The organism is Orbus hercynius, assembly GCF_003634275.1.
Classification (GTDB): domain Bacteria; phylum Pseudomonadota; class Gammaproteobacteria; order Enterobacterales; family Orbaceae; genus Orbus; species Orbus hercynius.
This window is the reverse complement of sequence record NZ_RBWY01000003.1, coordinates 222,675-246,464: the sequence shown is the minus strand read 5'-3', so window position 1 is coordinate 246,464 and position 23,790 is coordinate 222,675. Positions and strand designations below refer to the sequence as shown.

Below are 23,790 nucleotides of genomic sequence, written 5' to 3'. Positions count from 1 at the left end.
GTTTGGTTCTCCCTGATTAATTAAATTGTTTTAAAAAGCGTAAGTCATTTTCAAAAAATGAACGTAAATCTGTCACGCCATAGCGCAGCATCGTTAAACGCTCCATTCCCATCCCGAAAGCAAACCCGCTATAAACATCAGGATCAATACCAACATTACGTAATACATTAGGGTGCACCATACCACAACCAAGCACCTCTAACCATTTACCATTCTTCGCTTTAATATCCACTTCAGCTGAAGGTTCGGTAAAGGGAAAATAACCGGGTCTAAAACGAATTTCCATGTCATCTTCAAAGAAACAGTGAAGAAAATCATGTAATAGTCCTTTTAAGTGAGTAAAGCTAATGTCTTTATCAATGAGCAAACCTTCCATTTGATGGAACATTGGCGTATGAGTTTGATCATAATCATTGCGATAAGTACGGCCAGGCGCAATAATACGAATTGGTGGCTGCTGCTTTTCCATTGTACGAATTTGTACGGTTGATGTTTGCGTACGAAGCAGCCGATTGGCATCAAACCAAAATGTGTCATGATCAGCACGAGCAGGATGATGCGCAGGAATATTTAGTGCATCAAAATTATGGTAGTCATCTTCAATTTCAGGACCCGTTTCGACCACAAAACCGAGTTTACCGAAGAAATCCACTAAGCGATTGATAGTCATTGTAACCGGATGCAAGCCGCCAGCCGCCATTTTTTTACCAGGTAATGTCACATCGATTGTTTCATTCGCTAATTTAGCATTTAGAATTTCTTGCTCGAAATAGTTTTTTTTATGGTTTAATGCAGTAACAACGTCTTGTTTAGCATCATTAATTTTTTGCCCAACAGCAGGTCGCTCCTCAGCAGGTACATCACGTAGTGAAGCCATTTGCAATGTAAAATAGCCTTTCTTACCTAAATACTCGACACGAATTTGTTCGATGGTATTAATATCTTTTGCTTTTTCAATCGCCAATTTGGCTTTGTCTACCAATTCAATTAACTGAGACATAGCATCCTCTTTATATTAATTTGGGTTACTCTTTTTATCGAGTGATCTTGATTTAACTATTTGACTTAATTTATAAACGTTTGATAAAAAAAAAGCCTCTAACTGAGGCCTTTACAATTCGTTTTCGTTTTCATTCTGCCTCAAAATGAACTCATTTCATTAAGCTAAAAAAGAAACGAAAAAAAACTGCATTCATATAATCAACTAGTCCACATTTATTATCAAAATAAAATTGAGGCCGAAATAACTCGGCCTCAATCCAAACACTATAATGCTGCTTTTGCTTTTTCAACAAGAGCGGCAAAGGCATTTTTATCAAATACCGCAATATCAGCTAGAATTTTACGATCAATTTCAATTGAAGCTTTCTTTAAACCATTAATAAAACGGCTATAAGATAAACCACATTGACGTGCTGCTGCATTGATACGTACAATCCATAATTGACGGAATTGACGTTTACGTTGACGACGGTCACGATATGCGTATTGACCAGCTTTGATTACAGCCTGGAATGCAACACGATATACACGTGAACGTGCACCATAATAACCTTTTGCTTGCTTTAAAATCTTCTTGTGACGTGCACGAGCAATAACTCCACGTTTAACACGAGCCATAACTATCTCCTTAAAAAATTAATTAAACGTGTGGAATACACGCTTTGACTAAACCTAAATCACCCTTTGAAACCATGGTAAGACCACGTAGATGACGTTTACGTTTTGTCGATTTCTTAGTTAAGATATGACTCTTGTTTGCTTGCTTGTGTTTAAACCCACCAGAAGCTGTTTTTTTGAAGCGTTTTGCTGCGCCTCGTACAGTTTTAATTTTTGGCATAATATACTTCCACATCCGCATTGTTAATGATATAAAATAAAAGGTGTTACAATTATCAAAAAAATAACAGTAAACTTGCTAAAACCTTATTATTTCTTCTTCGGTGCAAGCACCATAATCATTTGACGTCCTTCAATCTTAGTTGGAAACGATTCAACGACAGCCAAATCAGCTAAATCATCTTTAATGCGATCAAGCATTTCAGCGCCTAGCTGTTGGTGAGCCATTTCACGACCACGGAATCGTAGTGTAACTTTGGCTTTATCACCATCTTCAAGAAAGCGAATCAGGCTGCGGAGTTTTACCTGATAGTCACCTTCATCTGTACCAGGTCGGAATTTAATTTCCTTAACCTGAACAACTTTTTGTTTCTTCTTCTGTTCCTTTGTTGCCTTGCTCTTTTCATAGATGAATTTGCCGTAATCCATAAGACGACAAACGGGTGGTTCGGCATTAGGGCTAATCTCGACCAGATCTAAAGAAAGTTCTTCAGCCTGTTTTATCGCTTCATGTAAACTAACGATACCGAGCTGTTCACCTTCGACACCCGTCAATCGGACTTCCTGTGCAGCTATTTCATCATTGATCTTATGTGCACGAGTTGTTTGAATACGTTTACCAGCTTTAATACCTAAATCCTCCAATCAAATAACAATAATAAAATCAAATCAGCCTATTCACCGATTTGATCCAAAGAACGAGTACGAATTTCGTTTTGTAGCAATTCTACAACATGTTCGACTTCAAAGCTACCAAGATCTTTACCTTGGCGTGTACGAACTGAAACTTTTCCGGTCTCAACTTCCTTATCACCACACACCAACATATAAGGAACACGTTTTAAAGTATGCTCACGAATTTTAAAACCCATTTTTTCATTTCTGAGATCAGCCTTGGCGCGAATACCTGCTTGCTGTAGTTTCTCAGTTAACGTTTTAACATATTCCGCTTGATTATCAGTAATATTAATCACCACCACTTGAGTCGGTGCCAGCCAGGTAGGGAAAAATCCTGCACAGTTTTCAGTTAAGATACCGATAAAGCGCTCCATTGATCCCAAAATAGCTCGGTGAATCATTACTGGAGTATGTCTATCATTATCTTCACCAACATAGTTGGCGTCAAGGCGATCTGGCAACATGAAATCTAACTGAACCGTACCACACTGCCAAGCACGGCCCAAGCAGTCGTGAAGTGTAAATTCAATTTTTGGACCGTAAAATGCACCTTCACCGGGAAGATACTCAAATTCAATACCATTTTCAGTTAAGCACTCAGCTAAATCTCTTTCCGCAATATCCCACGCTTCTTCACGACCAATACGTTTTTCAGGGCGAGTAGATAACTTAACAGTAATATCTTTAAATCCAAAAGTGCTGTACATATCATAAACCATCTTAATACAGCTGTTCACTTCTTGGCGAATCATGCTTTCTGTACAAAATATATGGGCATCATCTTGCGTAAAGCCACGAACACGCATTAAGCCATGTAAAGACCCCGATGGCTCGTTACGATGACAGCTACCAAATTCAGCCATTCTTAATGGTAAATCGCGATATGATTTTAAGCCTTGATTAAAAATCTGGACATGACCAGGGCAGTTCATTGGTTTAATGCAATATTCGCGGTTCTCCGATGATGTGGTAAACATTAGATCTTTATAATTTGCCCAGTGCCCGGTTTTCTCCCACAGCACACGATCCATCATAAATGGACCTTTTACTTCCTGATATTGATACTCTTTTAACTTTAAGCGTACAAATGCTTCAAGTTCTCTAAAGATAGTCCAACCATCATTATGCCAAAACACCATGCCGGGTGCTTCTTCTTGCATATGATACAAATCAAGTTGTTTACCAATACGGCGGTGATCACGTTTAGCGGCTTCTTCTAAAAATTGCAGGTATGCATCAAGTTGTTTCTTATCCGCCCATGCCGTACCATAAATACGTTGTAACATTTTGTTATCACTATCACCCCGCCAGTAGGCACCTGCAATTTTTTGTAATTTAAAATGATGACAAAAACGCATGTTAGGCACGTGAGGACCGCGACACATATCAATATATTCTTGATGATGATATAAAGCCGGCGTTGCATCTTTAGCAATATTCTCATCTAAAATAGCTAATTTATAAGGCTCATTACGCTGTGTAAACACATCATATGCCTCTTGCCACGTTACCACTTTTTTCACAACATCATAATTTGTTTTAGCCAGTTCCAACATACGCTTTTCAAGCGCATCAAGATCTTCTTGTGTTAGCGTGTGATCTAAATCAACATCGTAGTAAAAACCATTATCAATCGTTGGACCAATGGCCATTTTGGTATTTGGCCAAAGTTGCTTGATAGCGTGCCCGAGCAAATGAGCACAAGAGTGGCGAATAATTTCCAGTCCGTTATCATCTTTAGCGGTAATAATGGCAAGTGTCGCATCTTGGTTAATTAAATCACAAGCATCTTTGCGCTCACCATTAACAACACCCGCGATGCAGGCTTTAGCAAGCCCAGCTCCAATGCTTTGAGCAACTTCAAGAATAGTAACTGCTTGTTCAAATTGACGTTGACTTCCGTCAGGAAGAGTAATAATTGGCATGGTAATTCCTTAACGATTTACTACAGTGGTGCGCCACACGAAAGCGCACATATAATAAGCTCAGTTTTAAATTCTGTTGAATACAAATTTTATGACCGCGCAGTATAGCACTTATTTTACAGTATTTAAATAGCCGTTTTATGACATAGTTAACAGCATTTTAACTTTTAAAAGAGTATATTATAAGTATAAGTTGTGAATCTGTTGTAAAAATGGCGATGCCATATTTAAAGCTGTACAACAAATACTTTTATTAAAGTCATCACAATTTTGAAATTCAGACAATTTACACCGCCAATCGGTGATGTGTATAAATAGGAGGTAAAATGGTAGGAATAATCCTGGCAAGTCATGGTGACTTTGCTGATGGTATTCTACAATCAGGTTCAATGATATTTGGTGAACAAGAAAACGTTAAAGCCGTTACTTTACACCCAAGTGATAGTCCTGAAAGTTTAAAAGAAAGAATGAAAGATGCAATCGCAACTTTCGATAATCAAGATGAAGTGCTATTTTTAGTTGATTTATGGGGAGGAACGCCATTTAATCAGGCTAATGGTTTGTGTGATTCACACCAAGGTAAATGGCTTATTGTTTCTGGTTTAAATCTCCCGATGCTTATCGAAGCTTATTCCGCTCGGCTTTCATCTGAATCAGCACTTGAAATTGCAACACAAATTCTGGAGCCCGCAAAAGACGGTATTAATACTAATGCAGTTATCGCAAAGAGTGATAAATCCGCAACCAATAAAGAACGTGCATCAACGAGTACCGTTGTTGGTAATGGTAAAATCAATATCGTACTTGCTCGAGTCGATTCTCGTCTATTACATGGCCAAGTCGCAACCGCTTGGACAAAAGCAACCAATCCAAATCGGATCATTGTTGTATCCGATGGCGTGGCAAAAGATACTCTGCGTAAAAAATTAATTGAAGAAGCGGCCCCCCCAGGCGTAAAAGCTAATGTCGTTCCAATTAGTAAAATCATTGAAGTTGCCAACGATCCGCGTTTTGGCGCAACAAAAGCATTACTATTATTTGAAAACCCGCAAGATGTGGTACGTGCAATGGATGGTGGCCTTGAAATTAACGAACTTAATATTGGATCAATGGCGCACTCTGTTGGTAAAGTGGTGGTAAGTAAAGTGATTTCATTAGATAACAATGATATTGCTGCTTTCGAACAACTCAAACAAAAAAATGTGAAATTCGATATTCGTAAAGTACCCAATGACTCACAAGATAATCTTGATGAATTATTGAAAAAAGCGAAAACGGAATTAGCTGAGCAAAAAAAATAACTCAAGAGGTTAATTATGGATTTATCAATTATTTCAATTATATTGGTTATATTTGTTGCCTTTTTAGCAGGAATGGAAGGCATCTTAGACCAATTTCAATTCCATCAGCCACTCGTTGCGTGTACCCTAATTGGATTAGTCACTGGCAATCTTACCGCCTGTGTTATCCTCGGCGGTACATTACAAATGATTGCCTTAGGATGGGCTAACATTGGTGCCGCTGTCGCGCCCGATGCTGCACTCGCATCGGTTGCCTCGGCCATTATTTTAGTATTAAGTGGTCAAGGTGTTGCCGGTGTATCAACAGCTATCGCGGTTGCGATTCCACTTGCTGTAGCAGGATTATTCTTAACGATGATTGTGCGTACCATTGCGGTTCCACTCGTGCATATGATGGATTCCGCGGCTGAACACGGTAGTATTCGCAAAATCGAATTATTACAAATTTTAGCTATCTGTTTACAGGGATTACGTATCGCAATTCCGGCAACGGCACTCATATTTATTCCGGCTGAAGCGGTGCAAGCAGCACTAAATTCTATGCCAGAATGGTTAACAACAGGTATGGCTATTGGTGGCGGTATGGTAGTTGCTGTTGGTTATGCGATGGTAATTAACATGATGGCAAATAGAGAAGTCTGGCCATTTTTTATCATTGGTTTTGTTGTCGCGGCAATATCACAATTAACCTTGATTGCACTTGGTGCCTTAGGTATTGCTTTAGCACTTATTTATCTCAATCTTTCAGAACGTGGTAATTCATCGAACGGTGGCAACACTGGTGATCCACTTGATGATATTTTAAATGATTACTAAGAACTGGAGGATAAAAAATGGAACAAAAAATTAAACTAACTAAAGGTGATCGTCTGTCTGTTGCGTGGCGCTCAACTTTTTTACAAGGTTCTTGGAATTACGAACGCATGCAAAATGGCGGTTGGGCATTTTCTATGATCCCGGCTATTAAAAAGCTGTATAAAACACAAGAAGATCGCTCTGCGGCATTAAAACGTCACTTAGAGTTCTTTAATACGCATCCTTATCTTGCCTCGCCAATATTAGGTGTAACCTTAGCACTAGAAGAAGAGCGCGCGAATGGCGCGGCTGTCGATGATGTTGCCATTCAAGGGGTTAAAGTTGGGATGATGGGGCCTTTAGCCGGTGTTGGTGATCCGGTATTCTGGTTTACAGTCAGACCTATGCTTGGCGCACTTGGCGCATCACTTGCCATGAGCGGTAATATTATGGGACCCATTCTATTTTTCGTCTTATGGAATATCATTCGTTGGGGCTTTATGTGGTACACCCAAGAGTTTGGTTATCGTACCGGTTCTAAAATTACCGACAATCTGTCTGGTGGTTTACTGCAAAAAATTACTAAAGGCGCCTCTATACTGGGTATGTTTGTGCTAGCCGCTTTGGTACAAAGATGGGTATCAATTGACTTTAAGCCAATCATCTCGGTGGTGAAACTCGATCCCAAAGCAGTTATTGATTGGGATCAATTACCAGCAGGTGGTCAAGGGATACAAGATGCATTCCTGCAAGTTAAACAAGGTTTAGCGCTTACCCAAGACAAGGTCACAACCTTGCAAAATAACTTAGATCAGCTCATTCCAGGGCTCATGCCATTACTGTTAACATTTTTGTGCATGTGGTTATTAAAACGTAAAGTGTCACCGATCGCTATCATCCTTGGATTATTTATCGTCGGTATTGCAGGTCACCTAATTGGTCTTTTATAATTCATTAGTACCATAATAATATAGAGCCTAGTTTATCTAGGCTTTTTTATCGTCTTTATCATCAAAGTGAGTAACAATGGTTCAATCATTAAATACAAAAGTGGACTTGGTTATTAAAGGAACCGCTTTTATGGGCTTATCCGAATATGGCGAGATCATGGTTGGCGATCAGGCTTTTGAATTCTACCATAGCCGTGATAGCCGTAAATATATTCAAATCCCCTGGGAAGAAGTCGACTATGTTATCGCATCGGTCATGTTTGGTGGTCGATGGATTCCTCGTTACACAATTCAAACTAAACGCAATGGTTCATTTACATTCGCATCAAAAGAGTCTAAAAAAGTGCTAAGGGCAATCCGAGTTTATATTGAAGGCCCTAAAATGGTGAGATCATTAGGATTCTTTGATATCATCATTCGTGCCTTTAAAAAGAAAAAACCGAAAAATTAAGTGCCATCGCCATCTATTTCAATACTTATGGGGAATACTATGCAATATACAATGTGGAAATTAGATAACACCATAAAAAATTACGACTGGGGCTCTAAAACAGCATTGTCTGAGCTATTTAACATCAGTAATCCAACCAATCTACCACAAGCAGAAATATGGATGGGCGCACACCCTGCTGGCACATCAACAGCAATAAGCGCCGATGGTTCAAAAATAAAACTCGACCAACTAATTGCTGACGATCCATTAGCAATACTTGGCGCACAAACCTATCATCGTTATCATGGGCTGCCCTATTTATTTAAAGTGTTGTCTGCACAAATGCCACTATCGGTTCAGGTGCACCCAGAATTATCAAAAGCAAAACTCGGTTATCTCAAGGAAAACCAATTAGGTATCCCTTTAGATTCAGCTACGCGAAATTACAAAGATGCGAATCATAAACCGGAGTTAATCTATGCCTTAACGCCATTTTGGGCGATGAATGGATTTCGGCCAATAGCTGAAATTATCGAATTATTCACACAATTAACGATTCCAGTGCTTGAGAAATATATTCAGACCTTTGCAAACGATCGTACGGATAATGGGTTAAAGACGTTTTTTCATAGCATATTGTCTTTAAATTATGATGAGAAGCAACACGCAATATCCGCCTTGTTATCCAGTATTGAACATAAACATGAGATTGCGTTTACAACAATCAAAAACATGGCCTTACAATACCCAAATGATAGTGGGCTATTTTCACCTTTAATTCTCAATCTCGTTCGATTAGAACCCCATCAAGCGATGTTTTTAAAGGCGCAAACGCCCCATGCCTATCTGCAAGGGACTGGGCTAGAAATTATGGCCAACTCTGATAATGTACTACGAGCTGGGCTAACGAGTAAACATATTGATATTGATGAGCTGTTTGATAACACAACATTTCACAGCATTGTACCTGAGCAATTACTGACAACACCAGTTCAACAGGATAATAAAGTTGATTTTCCCGTGCCGGTGAACGATTTTGCGTTTGAAATCATCAATAGCGATGAGCAACAATGCTCACAATTCATTCGCAGTGCCGAAATTATTTTTTGTCTAGAAGGCAAAGTGACACTATCAACTGTAACTAATCGCGTGACTATCACGGCAGGAGAGTCAGTTTTTATTGCCTACTGTGCTGGTAAATTTGACTATCAAGGCAAAGGTTTGCTCGCCAGAGCATTCAATCATACCAATTAACATATCATCGTTAAACTGAGCTAAAGCAATACGCTAAGCAGCATTGCCAGATAATCACCTTTAGCTCATAAATAAAATATACCCGGCATGTAATGTCCATGCCAACGCTAATCCATAAGTCAGCAATTTTTCACGGTGCGGGTAAAGATTAAAATAATGTAAAACAGCTAACACGCGGTACAATCCATACCAAATCGGCAGGCTAATCATCAAGAACAAAAACAATTTAACCGCTGGCATGCCCATCAACTTTAAAATATAACTACGCGTCATCACATCGCCAAACGGAATAATAAAAGCAATAATAACAATCATCGCCGGCGCAAAAATCGCTGCCCAGAAGCCACAAAGTTTTAAGAATAAACTTGGGTCTGATTGATTGGGATTGGTTAGCTGTCGTTGCTTATTTTTCATCATACCTGTTCCTTATTTAAAATAACCAAAAACGAGCAAAAGCAATATTACAGACACAACGATGGCAAATAGCCATACAGATATTATCAATAAAATACTTCGTTGCTTGGATGCTGTCGGCTTTAGCAAAGACACATTCGGAAATAAATTGAACCACATGATTGAGTGATATAATGCCGCAAGTAACGCCAAACTATTGAGCACAACCACAATTGGGTTTTGTAAGAAAAAAATAAAGCGATAAAACTCGGTTTGCCCAATTTCATTGGGGCGAGCACAGATAACGCCAAACATCAGTATAATGCTGATCCAAAGCATAAAAAAAGCATTAGATTGCCCAATTAGATAGTATACATGATGACGTAATGCGGAATGTTTGATAAAAGCGGATTGCTCAACGGGTTTATCTGGCCGATTGTAACGCATTGAAGAGAGTTCCATTAAAATGATTCTTAACGCATATTGTAACATATGACAGCTGTAATTGCTTTATGCACGATCATATAGTCAGTTTTAAAAAACTGCTAAATAACAATATAAAATTTAAATTAGCCGTTAAATATAAAAAATAAATGTACATAATTATTTTCTATTATGATCTGCCAACTATTATAAGAAAAAAATGTGAATGATTAAAAAGTAACGTGTTTTATATTATACTATTAAGCTAGACTCACTAAACCCACGCAAACATCTTGCGTAGTAAAAGGATTAAGAACCATGCAACAATTACAAACTATCATTGAAGCGGCATTTGAACGTCGTGCCGACATTACTCCAAGCAACGTTGATAGCGTTACTCGCGATGCCATTAACCAATCAATCAATTTACTCGATAGCGGAAAAATGCGCGTTGCCGAAAAAATTAATGGCGACTGGGTTACCCATCAATGGTTAAAAAAAGCCGTGTTACTATCATTCCGTATTAATGAAAACCAACTTATTGATGGTGGTGAGACAAATTATTACGATAAAGTGCCATTAAAATTTGCTGATTACGACGAAGCGCGTTTTAAACAAGAAGGTTTCCGGGTTGTCCCATCGGCGATTGCACGTAAAGGTGCTTATGTTGCACGTAATACGGTACTAATGCCATCATACGTTAACATTGGTGCTTATGTTGATGAAGGGAGCATGGTTGATACATGGGTGACAGTGGGTTCATGTGCGCAAATTGGTAAAAATGTTCATTTATCAGGCGGCGTAGGTATTGGCGGTGTGTTAGAACCATTACAAGCTAATCCAACAATCATTGAAGATAACTGTTTTATCGGCGCGCGTAGTGAAATTGTTGAAGGCGTTATTGTTGAAGAAGGCAGTGTGATTTCAATGGGTGTTTTCATTGGCCAAAGTACCAAAATTTATGACCGTGCAACAGGCGAAGTTTTTTATGGTCGAGTGCCTGCTGGCTCAGTGGTGGTATCAGGTAACTTACCATCTAAAGATGGTTCATATAGCTTATACTGCGCCGTTATCGTGAAAAAAGTCGATGCCAAAACACGTGGCAAAGTGGGTATTAACGAATTACTTCGTACTATTGATTAATTTCGATCTTATCGCCATATTATATGGCGATAATTTAATTTACAGGAGTAAATCATATGCCTTCTTTTGATATTGTATCAGAAATTGATATGCCAGAAGTTCGTAATGGAGTTGAAAATGCGACGCGAGAACTGACGACTCGTTGGGATTTTCGCAATATACCGGCATCATTTGAATTGAATGAAAAAGATGAAAGCATCAAAGTATCGAGTGAATCAGACTTCCAAGTTCAGCAGCTACTCGATATTTTGCGCGATAAATTAGCTAAACGTGGCATCGATGGCGGAGCACTTGAGATACCAGAAGATCTCGAACATAGTGGTAAAACCTATTCGACAACAGTAAAGCTCAAACAAGGTATCGATAAAGAAATCGCTAAAAAACTGATCAAATTAATCAAAGACAGTAAAATAAAAGTGCAAGCACAAGTACAAGGTGAACAAGTACGCGTCACCGGTAAAGCACGCGATGATCTGCAAGCGACTATCGCACTAGTTAAAAATGCTGATCTTGAGCAACCCTTTCAATTTAATAATTTCAGAGATTAATATCCACTCACACTTAGCATGATTGTGCCATAACCATTACCTTTTCATGGTAATGGTTATACGTAATTGCCTAATTGCTAGCCGCGCTGCTCATCAATGTAAAAACAAGCAACTTGATGCTGTTGATAATCGACTAAGTGGGGTTGCTCTAGCGTGCACCTATCGAACGCTAAACGGCAGCGTGCATTAAATGCACAGCCTTTTGGGGGGGTCAATGGACTAGGTAGCTCCCCTTCTAACTTAATACGTTCTCGTCGTAACTCAGGGTTTAATCGTGGCGTTGCCGATAATAAGGCCTGAGTATAAGGGTGCTTAGGACTATCGTAAATCATGGCTTTTGTGCCCTGTTCAACGCAGCGCCCTAAGTACATCACCATCACCTCATCAGCGATATGCTCAACAACAGACAAGTCATGCGATATAAACACATATGACAAACCTAATTCATCTTGTAAATCCATCATTAAGTTCAATACTTGGGCGCGCACAGAGACATCGAGCGCAGACACAGGCTCATCTGCAACTAAAATCTCAGGCTCAAGCATCAATCCTCTTGCAATCGCAATACGTTGACGCTGGCCGCCAGAGAACATATGCGGATAACGTGAATAAAACTCCTCTTTCAATCCGACTTTCGCCATCATTGACAGCACTTTCGCTTTACGATCATCTTTTGATAAATCGGTATTAATCAGTAATGGTTCTTCTAAAATCGCACCGACTTTTTTACGCGGATTAAGCGATGAATAGGGATTTTGAAAGACAATTTGAATTTTTTGTCGACGTAATTTTTCGGCCTGATGATCGGATGTGAGTAAATTCTGACCTTTAAAATATAACTCACCCGATGTAGGGGTTTCAATCATCGTTAATAAGCGAGCTAACGACGACTTACCGCAACCCGATTCACCCACAATGGCCAGCGTTTTGCCCTTTTCCAGCGTAAATGATACGCCATCAACAGCCTTAACTTGCTGAACTTGTTTGTTAAATATACCAGTTTTAACTTGATAATATTTTTTCAAGTCTCTCACATCTAGTAATAATTGGTCATTAGTATCCATTTTATTCATATCTTGGCTTGCCTTCATCATTCAAGGGATAATGACATTTCACTTGCCGCCCTTGACCATCATCTTGTCGCATCGGTTCTTGCGTTTTGCATTTATCGTTAGCATATAAACAACGTGGATTTAATAAGCATCCTACCGGCCTGTCATACTTGCCGGGTACCACGCCAGGTAACGAATCAAGCCGAGCTTTATCTTGCGTAAATTCAGGCAAAGAGCGCAATAACGCTTGCGTATAAGGATGCCGAGGTAACTTAAAGATCTGATCAGCGCTACCCACTTCAACCACTTGCCCAGCATACATCACAATAATCTTGTCAGCTGCTTCTGATACTAATGCCAAATCATGGGTAATGAGCACCAATGCCATATTCTTCTCACGTTGTAAATTGAGTAGTAGCTCGATAATTTGCCCTTGAATCGTCACATCTAATGCGGTTGTTGGTTCATCCGCAATTAACAGTTTAGGATTACAAGCAATTGCAATAGCAATCATTACACGCTGGCTCATTCCCCCTGATAATTGATGTGGATAAACATTTAAACGATTTTCGGCATCGGGGATCCCAACACAATTAAGCAGCTCAATGGCTCGTAATTTTAACGCTTTTTTACTGCCACCTTGATGAATTTTCAATGCTTCAATAATTTGATAGCCAACCGTAAAGCAAGGATTTAAGCTAGTCATCGGATCTTGAAAAATCATCGCGACATCAGCGCCGACGATTTTGCGCCGCTCTTTTGCCGAAATAGTTTTTAAATTACGCCCATCAAAATGCAGCGCATGGGCATTGACTTTACCAGGCAAATCAATCAATCCCATAATAGCCAGAGAACTCACCGATTTGCCTGAACCCGATTCACCAACAATACCAACCACCTGTCCTTGCTCAACTTGGTAACTAATGCGATCGACCGCCTTAAACTCACCAAACTGTACAGATAATTCATTTATCTCTAATAAAGCCATGACTATCCCTCCCTATTGTTTCAATTTAGGATCGAGGGCATCACGTAAACCATCACCCATCAAGTTAAAGGCGAGCACTGTCATCAAAATTGCCAGTCCCGGAAATGCCACAATCCACCAAGCGCTTTGGGCATACTGCATAACATCCGCTAACATCGTGCCCCATTCTGGTGTGGGTGGCTGAGCGCCCATACCTAAAAACCCTAATGCTGCCATATCTAAAATCGCATTAGAGAAACCCAAAGACGCTTGTACAATAAGTGGGGCTAAGCAATTAGGTAAAATATTAATGAACATCTGTCTTAATGCGCCTGCGCCTGCTACTTTAGAGGCAATCACATAATCTTTATTGACTTCAGAGAGCATAGCGGCTCGAGTTAAGCGGATATAATGTGGTAAGGCAACAAATGCCAGTGCTACCGATGCATTAATAATCGAAGGACCAAATATCGCAACTAATACCAACGCCAATAATAAACTTGGTAAAGCGAGCATAATATCGACGACGCGCATGATCGCGTTATCAATCCATCCACCGACGTAGCCCGCAACTAAACCAAGGGTAATACCAATCGCTAAGGAGATAACGACTACCAAACAACCAACGAGTAAGGATAATCTCGCACCATAAATCAATCTTGATAAAATATCTCGGCCTACATCATCAGTGCCTAAAATAAAATGCCAACTCCCACCATTCATCCAAGCTGGTGGCGCCAGCAGCATATCACGAAACTGCTCAGAAGGTGAATGAGGGGCAATAAAATTCGCCAAAATAGCCACTAAAATAACGATAATAATATAGACTAGCCCAACGACTGCGCCTTTATTTTTAGTAAAATAAAACCAAAACTCCTGCCAAGGCGTCATCGCTTGAGGTGCATTACCCGCAACCTCTTGAGAAAGCGTTGCTTTTGTAACTAACGTTTCTTTATTCATCTGCATAAATACTCTTATTTTCTATGATTAATGCGTGGGTTAATCAGGCCATATAGCACATCAACCACCAGATTAACGACAATAATTAATGTCGCAATAATCAATACGCCGCTTTGTACAACGGGATAGTCACGTCGTTGTAGGCCTTCAATTAACCATCGGCCGATACCGGGCCATGAAAAAACAGTTTCAGTTAAAATAGCGCCAGATAACATGGTGCCCACCTGTAAACCGATCACCGTCACAACCGGAATCATGGCGTTACGTAGTGCATGCACTAACACAATACGCAAATGGCTAACCCCTTTTGCCCTAGCTGTACGAATATAATCTTCACTGAGTACTTCAAGCATAGATGAACGCGTCATGCGAACAATGACAGCTAAGGGAATGGTGCCTAGCACAATCGAAGGCAATATCAGATGCAAGAGTGCATCGGTAAAATCGCCGCTTTCCCCCCAAATAAAAGTATCAATTAGCATAAAGCCGGTTAATGGATTTTCATCATCAAGAAAAATAATATCACTCACTCGGCCGGAAACAGGGGTTAAGTCAAAGTGTACTGACACCAATAAAATCAGCATCATTCCCCACCAAAATATCGGCATTGAATAGCCAGTCAACGATAAGCCAACGGCGGTATGATCAAAAACCGAGCCGCGTTTGACCGCCGCTAAGACTCCGATAGGGATCCCCAAAACGACAGCAAAGATCATAGCGCCAATGCCTAGCTCCATCGTGGCTTTAAATCTTGGTAAAAACTCATCCCAAATAGGGACTTGGCTTTTAAAAGAGACACCTAAATCGCCATGTAAAATGCCGACTAAATAGTCAAAATATTGGACATAAAGCGGTTTATCAAGGCCTAATTGAGCGATGAGTTCCGCGTGTCGCTCTGGCGATAATCCGCGTTCACCCGCGATAATTAATACCGGATCACCGGGAATAAGATGGACAAAAATAAAAGTAAGAATCGTAATCCCCAAAAATGTGGGAATCACCAGACTTAAACGTTTGAGAATAAATTGCAACATAGGGACTTTGCTCTTGCTTTATTATTAATCATTTTACTTATCGTATTATTCAACTATCAACACGTTAAGAGTATATGAACCCTAAAAATGAACTATATGATAGGATTGTCGAATAACGTATAACATCAAACATATTTAAAAAACGCTACCAACTTGGTAGCGCTTTTAAGGTGACATTATTTTTCAAGACTTACTTGATTAAAATTATGTAACGATAAAGGATCCATAATGTATCCTTTTACGTTTTTACGAATTGGCATATACACCATTGAATGTGCAATCATTAGTGCTGGTGCTTGTTCTTTCATATCCACTTGCACTTGCTCATAAATGGCAATACGCTTGTTATGATCTGGTTCAACGCGAGCTTGTTGTAATAAGTCATCAAATGATTTATCACACCAATGGGAATAGTTTGAACCCGCTTTTACCGCATCACAGCTCATGACAACCGAATAGAAGTTATCAGGATCACCATTATCGCCAGCCCAGCCGATTAATACGGTATCGTGTTCACCATTACGAATACGGTTGAGATACTCACCCCACTCATAAGTAACAATTTTCGCTGTCACACCAATTTTTGCCCAATCCGCTTGAATCATCTCTGCCATGCGGCGTGCATTTGGGTTATAAGGACGCTGCACAGGCATTGCCCATATATCAATGGTAAAACCATCGCTTAATCCAGCTTCTTTTAATAATTGTTTTGCTTTCGCTGTATCATATGGATAATCTTCGACTTTATCGTTATATCCCCACATCGTTGGTGGAATAAGATTTTTAGCCGGCTCAGCTGCGCCTTGGAATACCGCATCAATAATCGCTTGCTTATTAACGGCCATATTCAAGGCTTGACGGACTTTTACGTTATCTAGCGGTGGTTTATCCATATTATAAGCTAAATAGCCAATATTTAGCCCTGCCATTTCGTTAACCACAATATTGGGATCTTGCTTCATACGTTCAAGATCGGCAAGGTTCGGATATGGCATTGCCTGACATTCACCTTTTTGCAATTTAGCATAACGAACCGCAGCATCAGGTGTAATAGTAAAAACCAGACGATCTAATTTTGCTTTTGGTCCAAAATAACTGTCGTTTGCTTTATATAAAATACGCGAATCTTTTTGATACTGTACAAAGTTGAAAGGACCGGTACCAATTGGCACTAAATCAACTTTTTCAGGTGTGCCGGCTTTCATCATTGCATCCGCATACTCTGCGGATAAAATTGAAGAAAATGGCATTGCCATATCCGCTAAAAATGGCGCTTCTGGTTGAGAAAGGTGAAACACAACCGTATAATCATCAACTTTTTCAATATTGGTGATTAACGTATCCATCCCCATACTGGTAAAATATTCATACTGCCCACCAGAGACTTTATGGTAAGGGTGGTTACTGTCTTTTTGTCGCATAAAAGAGTAGATCACATCATCAGCGTTTAAATTTCGGCTGGGTTTAAAGCTTTTATTGCTATGCCACTTGACGTCATCGCGTAAATGAAAGGTATAAGTCATTCCATCTTCACTAATATCCCATGATTTAGCTAGACTTGGCTCAATATCAGTAGTCCCCAACTTAAAATCGACTAAACGGTTATAGACCGGCACAGCACCAGCATCCATTGAAATACCGCTTGAAACTAACTGAGGATTAAAACTTTCCGGTGATGCTTCAGCACAATAAACTAGCGTTCCAGCAGCATAAACCTGACTACTTGCCATCATTGCAAGCAGGCCAATACTCAACATAAATTGACGCTTATATGACATTAAATTACCCTACCTTTTATTTACATATTGATAAAAATATAGATACCCTAGAATAGAAAAGGTCACCCATAGGTGACCTTTTTATTGATTAACTGACTCGAACAACTTTTAGGATAATCCCATCAACACCAACAACGGTCACCATTTCACCGACAGCTACATCATGATCACAAGTTGCAGACCACGTACCATCTTTGATCTTTACGCGACCACGTCCGTGATGGATAGCCTCAACGACCTCCGTTGTAATGCCCAGCAGATCATTTTGCGGTTGATTGAGTGTCCCTTTTTGAGCTTTATCGCCGCCATGTTTTTTTAACCACACCCACCATACATAAGCCGTGAGTAAAGTGAAAATGGCAAATAAAATCCACAAAAATGCCCATGAGACCGGTATTACCCAAGCAATTATTCCAACAATCAATGCTGAAATGCCACTCCAGAGTGAATAACCACCCGTACCAAGTAATTCAATAATCAGTAACACGCCCCCTAGGGCAATAAATACCCAATGAGGGCTTGTGTATATTGCTGATAAAAATTCATTCATTACATGATTCTCAAATATTATTCGATATTATTTTTTTGACTCGTTTATTAATTCAGCAATACCGCCAATGCTACCCATTAAATTGGACGCTTCAAGTGGCATCATAATGATTTTGCTGTTTTCTGCTGAGCCAATGGCTTGTAAAGCATCAGTATATTTTTGTGCAACAAAATAGTTAATGGCATTGATGTTACCCGCCGCAATTGCTTCCGATACCATCTGCGTTGCTTTCGCTTCAGCTTCTGCCGCACGTTCACGCGCTTCTGCTTGCAAAAATGCTGCTTGTCGTTCACCTTCAGCTTTTAAAATTTCTGATTGTTTTTCACCTTCAGCACGTAAAATGGCACCTTGACGAACACCTTCAGCATCTAAAATTTCAGCACGTTTATTACGTTCCGCTTTCATCTGCGCATTCATCGCTGCGATTAACTCAGCGGGTGGGCGCACATCACGAATTTCAATACGGGTAATTTTAATGCCCCATGGGCTTGTCGCTTCATCAACAATACCCAGTAAACGAGTATTAATATGATCACGTTGTGACAACATTTCATCAAGTTCCATACCCCCTAAAACTGTACGAATATTTGTCATCATTAGATTAATGACCGCACGTTCTAAATGATTAACTTGATAAGCTGCGCGCGCTGCATCTTGCACTTGAATAAAACATACCGCATCAATAGTCACATTGGCGTTGTCTTTTGAAATCACTTCCTGAGAAGGAATATCAAGCACTTGTTCCATCATATTAATTTTACGACCTATTCCATCCATGTACGGAACAAGAATATTTAAACCTGGCTCTAAAGTATGGGTATATTTACCAAATCGTTCAATAGTATATTGATATCCCTGTGGAACAATAGTAATTGCTTTAAATACTGTAACTAATGCTAGTAACACTAATACTAAAATAACGATAAAAAATATAGGCATAAAAAACTCTCTTATTTATTTTAATGATTAAAATGCGGATTTATTTTAATCTGTAATGCAGTTTTTTCATAGCGTTTATATACCAATACACTAAATAATTATGTGTTATCTAACTAAAAATCAATTACCTAATTACAGTTAATATGTTCGATTATCAAAATAAAGCATGGTATTCCTTAGCATATTGCCAAGTATAAAAATCGAGGCAAAATAGCAGCAACATGATGAGCCAAAACATACCTATGCGCTGGTAAGTTAATCAATTTAATAAATCACCTATTAATATAATCCATAAACTCCATAGTAAAAATCAACCAATGTAATACAATAGCAGGCAATAATGAGTAATCATGTTAGAATTAGCCCAATATTTTGGTTATAACGAATATCAGGAGTACAAAATGAAAAATAAACACTCTCGTCTGATGATTTTAGGTTCAGGTCCAGCAGGCTATACTGCGGCAATTTATGCTGCCAGAGCAAATTTACATCCGGTATTAATCACAGGCATGCAAGAGGGCGGTCAGTTAACCACAACAACAGAAATTGAGAACTGGCCAGCAGGCGCTGTTGACTTAACCGGTCCAGACCTAATGAGTAAAATGCGTGAACATGCTGAGCGTTTTGAAACTGAAATTGTGTTAGATAATATTGAGCGAGTCGATTTTAGCCAAAAACCATTTAAACTTTATGGTGGCGAAACCCTTTATACCTGTGATGCATTAATTATTGCAACAGGTGCTAGTGCACAATATCTTGGTTTAGCTTCAGAAGACGTATTTAAAGGCAAAGGCGTGTCAGCTTGCGCAACGTGCGATGGTTTTTTCTACCGTAACCAAAAAGTCGCCGTTGTTGGTGGGGGTAATACAGCAGTTGAAGAAGCCCTCTATCTTGCCAATATCGCCAGCGAAGTCCACTTAATTCATCGTAGGGATGAATTTCGAGCTGAAAAAATTCTCATTAGCCGTTTAATGGAAAAAGTCGCACAAGGTAAAATAATTTTACATACACATCAAACACTTGATGAAGTGTTAGGTAATGAAATGGGTGTTACCGCTGTTCGTGTGAGAAGCACGCAAGATATGACCAAAACAGAACAAATCGATGTGCTTGGCGTGTTTATAGCAATTGGTCATAAACCGAATACCGGCATATTTGGCGATCAGTTAGAACTTGATAACGGTTATATTAAAGTAAAATCTGGCTTAAAAGGCAATGCAACCCAAACTAGCATTGAAGGTATTTTTGCCGCAGGTGATGTAATGGATCATACCTATCGCCAAGCAATCACTTCAGCCGGCACTGGTTGTATGGCTGCACTCGATGCCGAACATTACCTTGATAACTTATAAGTCTATTTAAATCGTTATGTCGACATCTTTAGATAAAAAACGTCAAAAGCATTTATTAAGTTGGTTAAAACAACAAGCAAAGCAGCATAAGCACTTATTGAAGCTTTCTGTTTTAACTGGCTTTATTTCTGCTTTATGTATCGTTGCTCAAGCCGCGTTATTCGCGCTAATCTTACAAGATTTAATTATAAATCAAGTAAATGTCAGCGCTATATTTACGCCATTAATAATACTTGCAAGTCTATTTATCTTTCGAGCTGTATTAAGTTATGCGCGCGAACAGGTCAATTTTTTGTTAGGACAAAACCTACGTCAAAGTATTCGCCAACAACTCATTAATAAAATAGAGCAAGGTGGGCCTGCGACGATAAACCAACATACTAGTGGCGGTTTAAGTACATTATTGATTGAACAAGTGGAAGATTTGCAAGATTTCTATGCACGTTATTTACCACAAATGCGCCTAGCCACAATCGTACCGATGCTCATCTTAATTGCAATTGTGCCCTTCAACTGGGCTGCTGCGTTAATCTTACTTTGCACTGCCCCTTTAATTCCTATTTTTATGATTTTTGTGGGTATGGGCGCTGCCGATGTTAACCGTAAAAATTTCAAAGCATTGGCATATTTAAGCGGTCATTTTTTAGATCGTTTAAAAGGCTTACAAACAATTCGCCTATTTAATCAAGGCCAAAAACAAACTGAGGAAATTCATCAAGCAGCGGAAGATTTTCGCCATAAAACCATGAGTGTGCTTAAAATGGCATTTTTATCCTCGGCGGTGTTAGAGTTTTTTGCTTCAATCTCCATCGCAGTCGTTGCGGTATACTTTGGTTTTTCCTATCTCGGTGAACTCAATTTTGGCGCTTATAATGGCGTTATAACTTTATTTGCCGGTTTTTTTGCATTGATATTAGCGCCTGAATTTTTTCAACCTTTACGTGATTTGGGTACCTATTATCATGCTAAAGCACAAGCTATTGCGGCGAGTGATAATATCGAAACCTTTTTAACACAAAATCATCAGCAAAACGTCCATGATGACAGTGTGCAAGCGGGCTTAACCATTGATAACATCAATACCATTTTCGCACAAGATTTAGTGATTTTATCGCCGGATCAACAGCCGATTGTTGGACCGTTAAACTTCGAGTTACAATCCCCTTTTCGCCTAGCCTTAATGGGGATAAGTGGTGAAGGTAAAAGCTCTTTACTCAATGTCTTACTCGGATTTTTACCTTATCAGGGTTCACTTAAGATCAATGGCATTGAATTTGAAACACTCGATATTGAAAAATGGCGTAGGCAGTTAAGTTGGATTGGTCAAAGTCCTTATTTACTTAATGATACCATTCGCAATAATATTTTACTTGCCAATCCAAACGCAACTGAGCAGATGATCGACAATGTGATTAAACAATCACAGCTAAAAGATTTTATCAATCAGCTACCGAACGGAATAAATACCGCAATTGGCGAAGACTCAGTTAGATTATCCGTTGGTCAAGCTCAGCGTATCGCAATAGCCAGAGCGCTACTTAAGCCTTGTCACTTACTTTTACTTGATGAGCCAACAGCAAGCTTAGACAAACAAACTGCGCACGAGATTGAAACGATTTTAGCTAATAATTATCAAGCCTGTAATATGATAATGGTCACTCACCAAATGACCCAAGAGATGTCATTTAACCAGATTTGGCGTCTTCATAATCACCAAATTAACCTTGAGAAAAGGGAGTAAGATCATGTTAAAAACCCTTTTACCTTATATTAAACTTTATCGACACTATGTAGGGTTAATTATTCTCGGTGTCGTTTTAGTGCTGATGGCGTTAGGTGCTAGTATTTTTTTACTCTCCTTATCCGGTTGGTTTTTATCGGCTACTGCCTTTGTTGGTGTGGCCGGTTTATACACATTTAACTATATGCTACCAGCCGCAGGCGTAAGAGGAGCGGCAATTATCAGAACCGCAGCGCGCTATTTTGAGCGGTTAGTCAATCATAATACGACCTTTAAAATTTTATCATATTTAAGAACCACCGCTTTTCAAAAGATCTTGCCACTTAGTGCATTGCAGCTGCAACAGTACCAAAAAGCTGATTTACTCAATCGATTCATCGCCGATATTGATCACTTAGATCATCTCTATCTGCGATTATTTATGCCAATTATTAGCGGTTTATTGATTACTGCTGCGATCTATTTTTCGCTGAGTTATTTCGACCAAACCGTCGCCTTAGTCATTACCTTGATTTTACTAGCAACAATCTTAGCGGTGCCGCTTATCTTTTATCAAGCAGGTAAATCACTCGGTGGGCAAATTACACAGCAACAGCGCGAATACCGCCAAAGCTTAGTGAGTTACTTACAAGGGCAAGCGGAGTTAACGTTATTTAATGCTAGATCTCATTATCGTCAGCGACTTGACGCTATCGAACAAAATTGGTTATTGAATCAAAAGAAACAGGCGAATTTACTGAGTTTATCGACAGCACTTATTTTATTAATCATTGGTTTTATGACTCTACTAATAATTAGCTTAACTGCAAATGGTATTGCTAATTTTGATCGACCAATTATTGCATTATTCATTTTTCTGGGCTTATCGTGCACTGAAATTCTGGCACCGATTCCTGGCGCGTTTTTATTTTTAGGCCAAGTATTAGGTTCAGCCAAACGTATGAATGAACTGATGGAACAATCCCCCGATATTATTTTTCCTGATGATGGGAAAGTAACCGATATGACGCGCTGTAATATTAAAATTGATGATCTTGCTTTTACATACCCTAATCAGCCTTTTCATGTATTTGAAGCAGTTAATGTCACGATCAAACAAGGCGAACATATTGCTTTGATAGGTAAAACAGGATGTGGTAAATCGACCTTATTGAGTTTATTTACTCGTGCTTGGCAACCAACAAAAGGCAATATTTTATTAAATGATATCAATATCAATCAATTTGATGAAAGCACCTTACGTCAGTTAATAGTCGTCATTCCACAAGTAATTACTATCTTTAGTGATACGCTACGTAATAACTTACTTATTGGCAATCAACACGCGACTGATGAGCAGCTCATTGACGTGCTAAGAAGTGTTGAACTCGACAAATTAATTGAGAGTCGTGATGGGCTTAATCTCTGGCTTGGTGAGAGTGGCCGAGCACTATCTGGTGGTGAAAAGCGCCGTATTGGTATAGCAAGGGCGCTATTACATAATGCGCCATTAGTGTTAATGGATGAGCCCACTGAGAGTTTAGATGCCCAGACAGAACAACAAATCTTGGCCATTTTAGAAAAATGTTACAGCGAGAAAACGTTAATTTTAGTCACCCATAGATTGATTCAAAACACGTTATTTGACCGGACATTGATGTTAGAAAATAGGCAGTTAACAGAAGTAAGTGCTAATTAGTCAACACAGTATGTTTATGATGTAATTAACATCAACTTAAGAGTTACTATTATTGAA

At 39.2% G+C, this 23,790-nt stretch carries 23 protein-coding genes, 2 pseudogenes and 1 other annotated feature; of the genes and pseudogenes, 11 read left to right on the top strand and 14 right to left on the bottom strand.

Annotation, left to right across the window (positions count from 1 at the left end; translation table 11 throughout):
• Positions 1 to 16 precede the first annotated feature (16 nt).
• The 5 genes from pheS to thrS all read right to left on the bottom strand — a co-directional run bounded on the left by pheS (position 17) and on the right by thrS (position 4,442).
• Positions 17 to 1,000 (bottom strand): phenylalanine--tRNA ligase subunit alpha, encoded by a 984-nt coding sequence (gene pheS / locus DES39_RS08755; protein WP_121145399.1) that lies wholly within the window; start codon positions 998 to 1,000, stop codon positions 17 to 19.
• Positions 1,001 to 1,085: 85 nt separating this feature from the next.
• Positions 1,086 to 1,202, bottom strand: a sequence feature (Phe leader region).
• A gap of 64 nt (positions 1,203 to 1,266) precedes the next feature.
• The gene (gene rplT / locus DES39_RS08750; protein ID WP_024496189.1) at positions 1,267 to 1,620 is read right to left on the bottom strand and encodes a 50S ribosomal protein L20; all 354 of its coding nucleotides are present in this window, start codon (positions 1,618 to 1,620) and stop codon (positions 1,267 to 1,269) included.
• Positions 1,621 to 1,642: 22 nt separating this feature from the next.
• Positions 1,643 to 1,840 carry a 50S ribosomal protein L35 gene (rpmI, locus tag DES39_RS08745; RefSeq protein WP_039104146.1) on the bottom strand — a complete coding sequence of 66 codons (198 nt, stop codon included), beginning with the start codon at positions 1,838 to 1,840 and terminating at the stop codon, positions 1,643 to 1,645.
• Between the two features lie 89 nt (positions 1,841 to 1,929).
• Positions 1,930 to 2,469 (bottom strand): translation initiation factor IF-3, encoded by a 540-nt coding sequence (infC, locus tag DES39_RS08740; RefSeq protein ID WP_121145452.1) that lies wholly within the window; start codon positions 2,467 to 2,469, stop codon positions 1,930 to 1,932.
• Between the two features lie 44 nt (positions 2,470 to 2,513).
• Positions 2,514 to 4,442, bottom strand: a complete 1,929-nt coding sequence (gene thrS / locus DES39_RS08735; RefSeq protein ID WP_121145398.1) for a threonine--tRNA ligase — start codon at positions 4,440 to 4,442, stop codon at positions 2,514 to 2,516.
• 326 nt (positions 4,443 to 4,768) lie between these two features.
• Here thrS and DES39_RS11230 point away from each other — a divergent pair.
• The 6 genes and pseudogenes from DES39_RS11230 to manA form a co-directional block, all read left to right on the top strand.
• Positions 4,769 to 5,147, top strand: a pseudogene (locus DES39_RS11230) (PTS sugar transporter subunit IIA); the annotation flags it as partial.
• Between the two features lie 65 nt (positions 5,148 to 5,212).
• Positions 5,213 to 5,743 (top strand): annotated as a pseudogene (locus DES39_RS11225) (PTS sugar transporter subunit IIB); the annotation flags it as partial.
• Positions 5,744 to 5,758: 15 nt separating this feature from the next.
• Positions 5,759 to 6,559, top strand: coding sequence for a PTS mannose/fructose/sorbose transporter subunit IIC (locus DES39_RS08725; RefSeq protein WP_121145396.1), 801 nt, complete (start codon positions 5,759 to 5,761; stop codon positions 6,557 to 6,559).
• 17 nt (positions 6,560 to 6,576) lie between these two features.
• The gene (locus DES39_RS08720) at positions 6,577 to 7,488 is read left to right on the top strand and encodes a PTS system mannose/fructose/sorbose family transporter subunit IID (protein ID WP_121145395.1); all 912 of its coding nucleotides are present in this window, start codon (positions 6,577 to 6,579) and stop codon (positions 7,486 to 7,488) included.
• Positions 7,489 to 7,564: 76 nt separating this feature from the next.
• The gene (locus DES39_RS08715) at positions 7,565 to 7,939 is read left to right on the top strand and encodes a DUF956 family protein (protein ID WP_121145394.1); all 375 of its coding nucleotides are present in this window, start codon (positions 7,565 to 7,567) and stop codon (positions 7,937 to 7,939) included.
• Positions 7,940 to 7,978: 39 nt separating this feature from the next.
• Positions 7,979 to 9,175: a mannose-6-phosphate isomerase, class I gene (gene manA / locus DES39_RS08710; protein WP_121145393.1), complete on the top strand. Its 1,197-nt coding sequence runs from the start codon at positions 7,979 to 7,981 to the stop codon at positions 9,173 to 9,175.
• A 60-nt stretch (positions 9,176 to 9,235) separates the two neighbouring features.
• Here the strand turns inward: manA and DES39_RS08705 are convergent, their stop codons facing one another.
• Positions 9,236 to 9,592, bottom strand: coding sequence for a succinate dehydrogenase/fumarate reductase transmembrane subunit (locus DES39_RS08705; RefSeq protein ID WP_121145392.1), 357 nt, complete (start codon positions 9,590 to 9,592; stop codon positions 9,236 to 9,238).
• Positions 9,593 to 9,601: 9 nt separating this feature from the next.
• On the bottom strand, positions 9,602 to 10,060 hold the full coding sequence (locus DES39_RS08700) for a succinate dehydrogenase/fumarate reductase transmembrane subunit (protein ID WP_121145391.1): 459 nt from the start codon (positions 10,058 to 10,060) through the stop codon (positions 9,602 to 9,604).
• Positions 10,061 to 10,309: 249 nt separating this feature from the next.
• Between DES39_RS08700 and dapD the strand changes: the two genes are divergently transcribed.
• Both dapD and DES39_RS08690 read left to right on the top strand, forming a co-directional pair.
• On the top strand, positions 10,310 to 11,134 hold the full coding sequence (gene dapD, locus DES39_RS08695; RefSeq protein ID WP_121145390.1) for a 2,3,4,5-tetrahydropyridine-2,6-dicarboxylate N-succinyltransferase: 825 nt from the start codon (positions 10,310 to 10,312) through the stop codon (positions 11,132 to 11,134).
• 56 nt (positions 11,135 to 11,190) lie between these two features.
• On the top strand, positions 11,191 to 11,682 hold the full coding sequence (locus DES39_RS08690) for a YajQ family cyclic di-GMP-binding protein (RefSeq protein WP_121145389.1): 492 nt from the start codon (positions 11,191 to 11,193) through the stop codon (positions 11,680 to 11,682).
• A gap of 77 nt (positions 11,683 to 11,759) precedes the next feature.
• Here DES39_RS08690 and DES39_RS08685 read toward each other — a convergent pair whose 3' ends face one another.
• The 7 genes from DES39_RS08685 to DES39_RS08655 all read right to left on the bottom strand — a co-directional run bounded on the left by DES39_RS08685 (position 11,760) and on the right by DES39_RS08655 (position 18,962).
• The gene (locus tag DES39_RS08685) at positions 11,760 to 12,755 is read right to left on the bottom strand and encodes a peptide ABC transporter ATP-binding protein (protein WP_121145388.1); all 996 of its coding nucleotides are present in this window, start codon (positions 12,753 to 12,755) and stop codon (positions 11,760 to 11,762) included.
• Positions 12,748 to 13,722, bottom strand: a complete 975-nt coding sequence (gene dppD, locus DES39_RS08680) for a dipeptide ABC transporter ATP-binding protein (protein ID WP_121145387.1) — start codon at positions 13,720 to 13,722, stop codon at positions 12,748 to 12,750. Before dppD ends, DES39_RS08685 begins: the two co-directional genes overlap by 8 nt.
• 12 nt (positions 13,723 to 13,734) lie before the next feature.
• Positions 13,735 to 14,661 (bottom strand): dipeptide ABC transporter permease DppC, encoded by a 927-nt coding sequence (gene dppC / locus DES39_RS08675; RefSeq protein WP_121145451.1) that lies wholly within the window; start codon positions 14,659 to 14,661, stop codon positions 13,735 to 13,737.
• 14 nt (positions 14,662 to 14,675) lie between these two features.
• Positions 14,676 to 15,695, bottom strand: a complete 1,020-nt coding sequence (gene dppB / locus DES39_RS08670; protein WP_121145386.1) for a dipeptide ABC transporter permease DppB — start codon at positions 15,693 to 15,695, stop codon at positions 14,676 to 14,678.
• Between the two features lie 176 nt (positions 15,696 to 15,871).
• The gene (locus tag DES39_RS08665) at positions 15,872 to 17,473 is read right to left on the bottom strand and encodes an ABC transporter substrate-binding protein (RefSeq protein ID WP_121145385.1); all 1,602 of its coding nucleotides are present in this window, start codon (positions 17,471 to 17,473) and stop codon (positions 15,872 to 15,874) included.
• 88 nt (positions 17,474 to 17,561) lie between these two features.
• Complete coding sequence (locus tag DES39_RS08660) at positions 17,562 to 18,023, bottom strand: NfeD family protein (RefSeq protein ID WP_121145384.1); 462 nt, start codon at positions 18,021 to 18,023, stop codon at positions 17,562 to 17,564.
• Positions 18,024 to 18,050: 27 nt separating this feature from the next.
• A complete protein-coding gene (locus DES39_RS08655) occupies positions 18,051 to 18,962 on the bottom strand; it encodes an SPFH domain-containing protein (RefSeq protein ID WP_121145383.1) in 912 nt (303 codons plus the stop codon).
• Positions 18,963 to 19,363: 401 nt separating this feature from the next.
• Between DES39_RS08655 and trxB the strand changes: the two genes are divergently transcribed.
• The 3 genes from trxB to cydC are packed head-to-tail and all read left to right on the top strand — an operon-like array spanning position 19,364 to position 23,733.
• Positions 19,364 to 20,314, top strand: a complete 951-nt coding sequence (gene trxB, locus DES39_RS08650) for a thioredoxin-disulfide reductase (protein ID WP_121145450.1) — start codon at positions 19,364 to 19,366, stop codon at positions 20,312 to 20,314.
• Between the two features lie 16 nt (positions 20,315 to 20,330).
• Entirely contained in the window at positions 20,331 to 22,055 is a 1,725-nt protein-coding gene (gene cydD, locus DES39_RS08645) for a heme ABC transporter permease/ATP-binding protein CydD (protein ID WP_121145382.1), read from the top strand.
• A 4-nt stretch (positions 22,056 to 22,059) separates the two neighbouring features.
• Positions 22,060 to 23,733: a heme ABC transporter ATP-binding protein/permease CydC gene (gene cydC / locus DES39_RS08640; protein WP_121145381.1), complete on the top strand. Its 1,674-nt coding sequence runs from the start codon at positions 22,060 to 22,062 to the stop codon at positions 23,731 to 23,733.
• Positions 23,734 to 23,790: the final 57 nt, after the last annotated feature.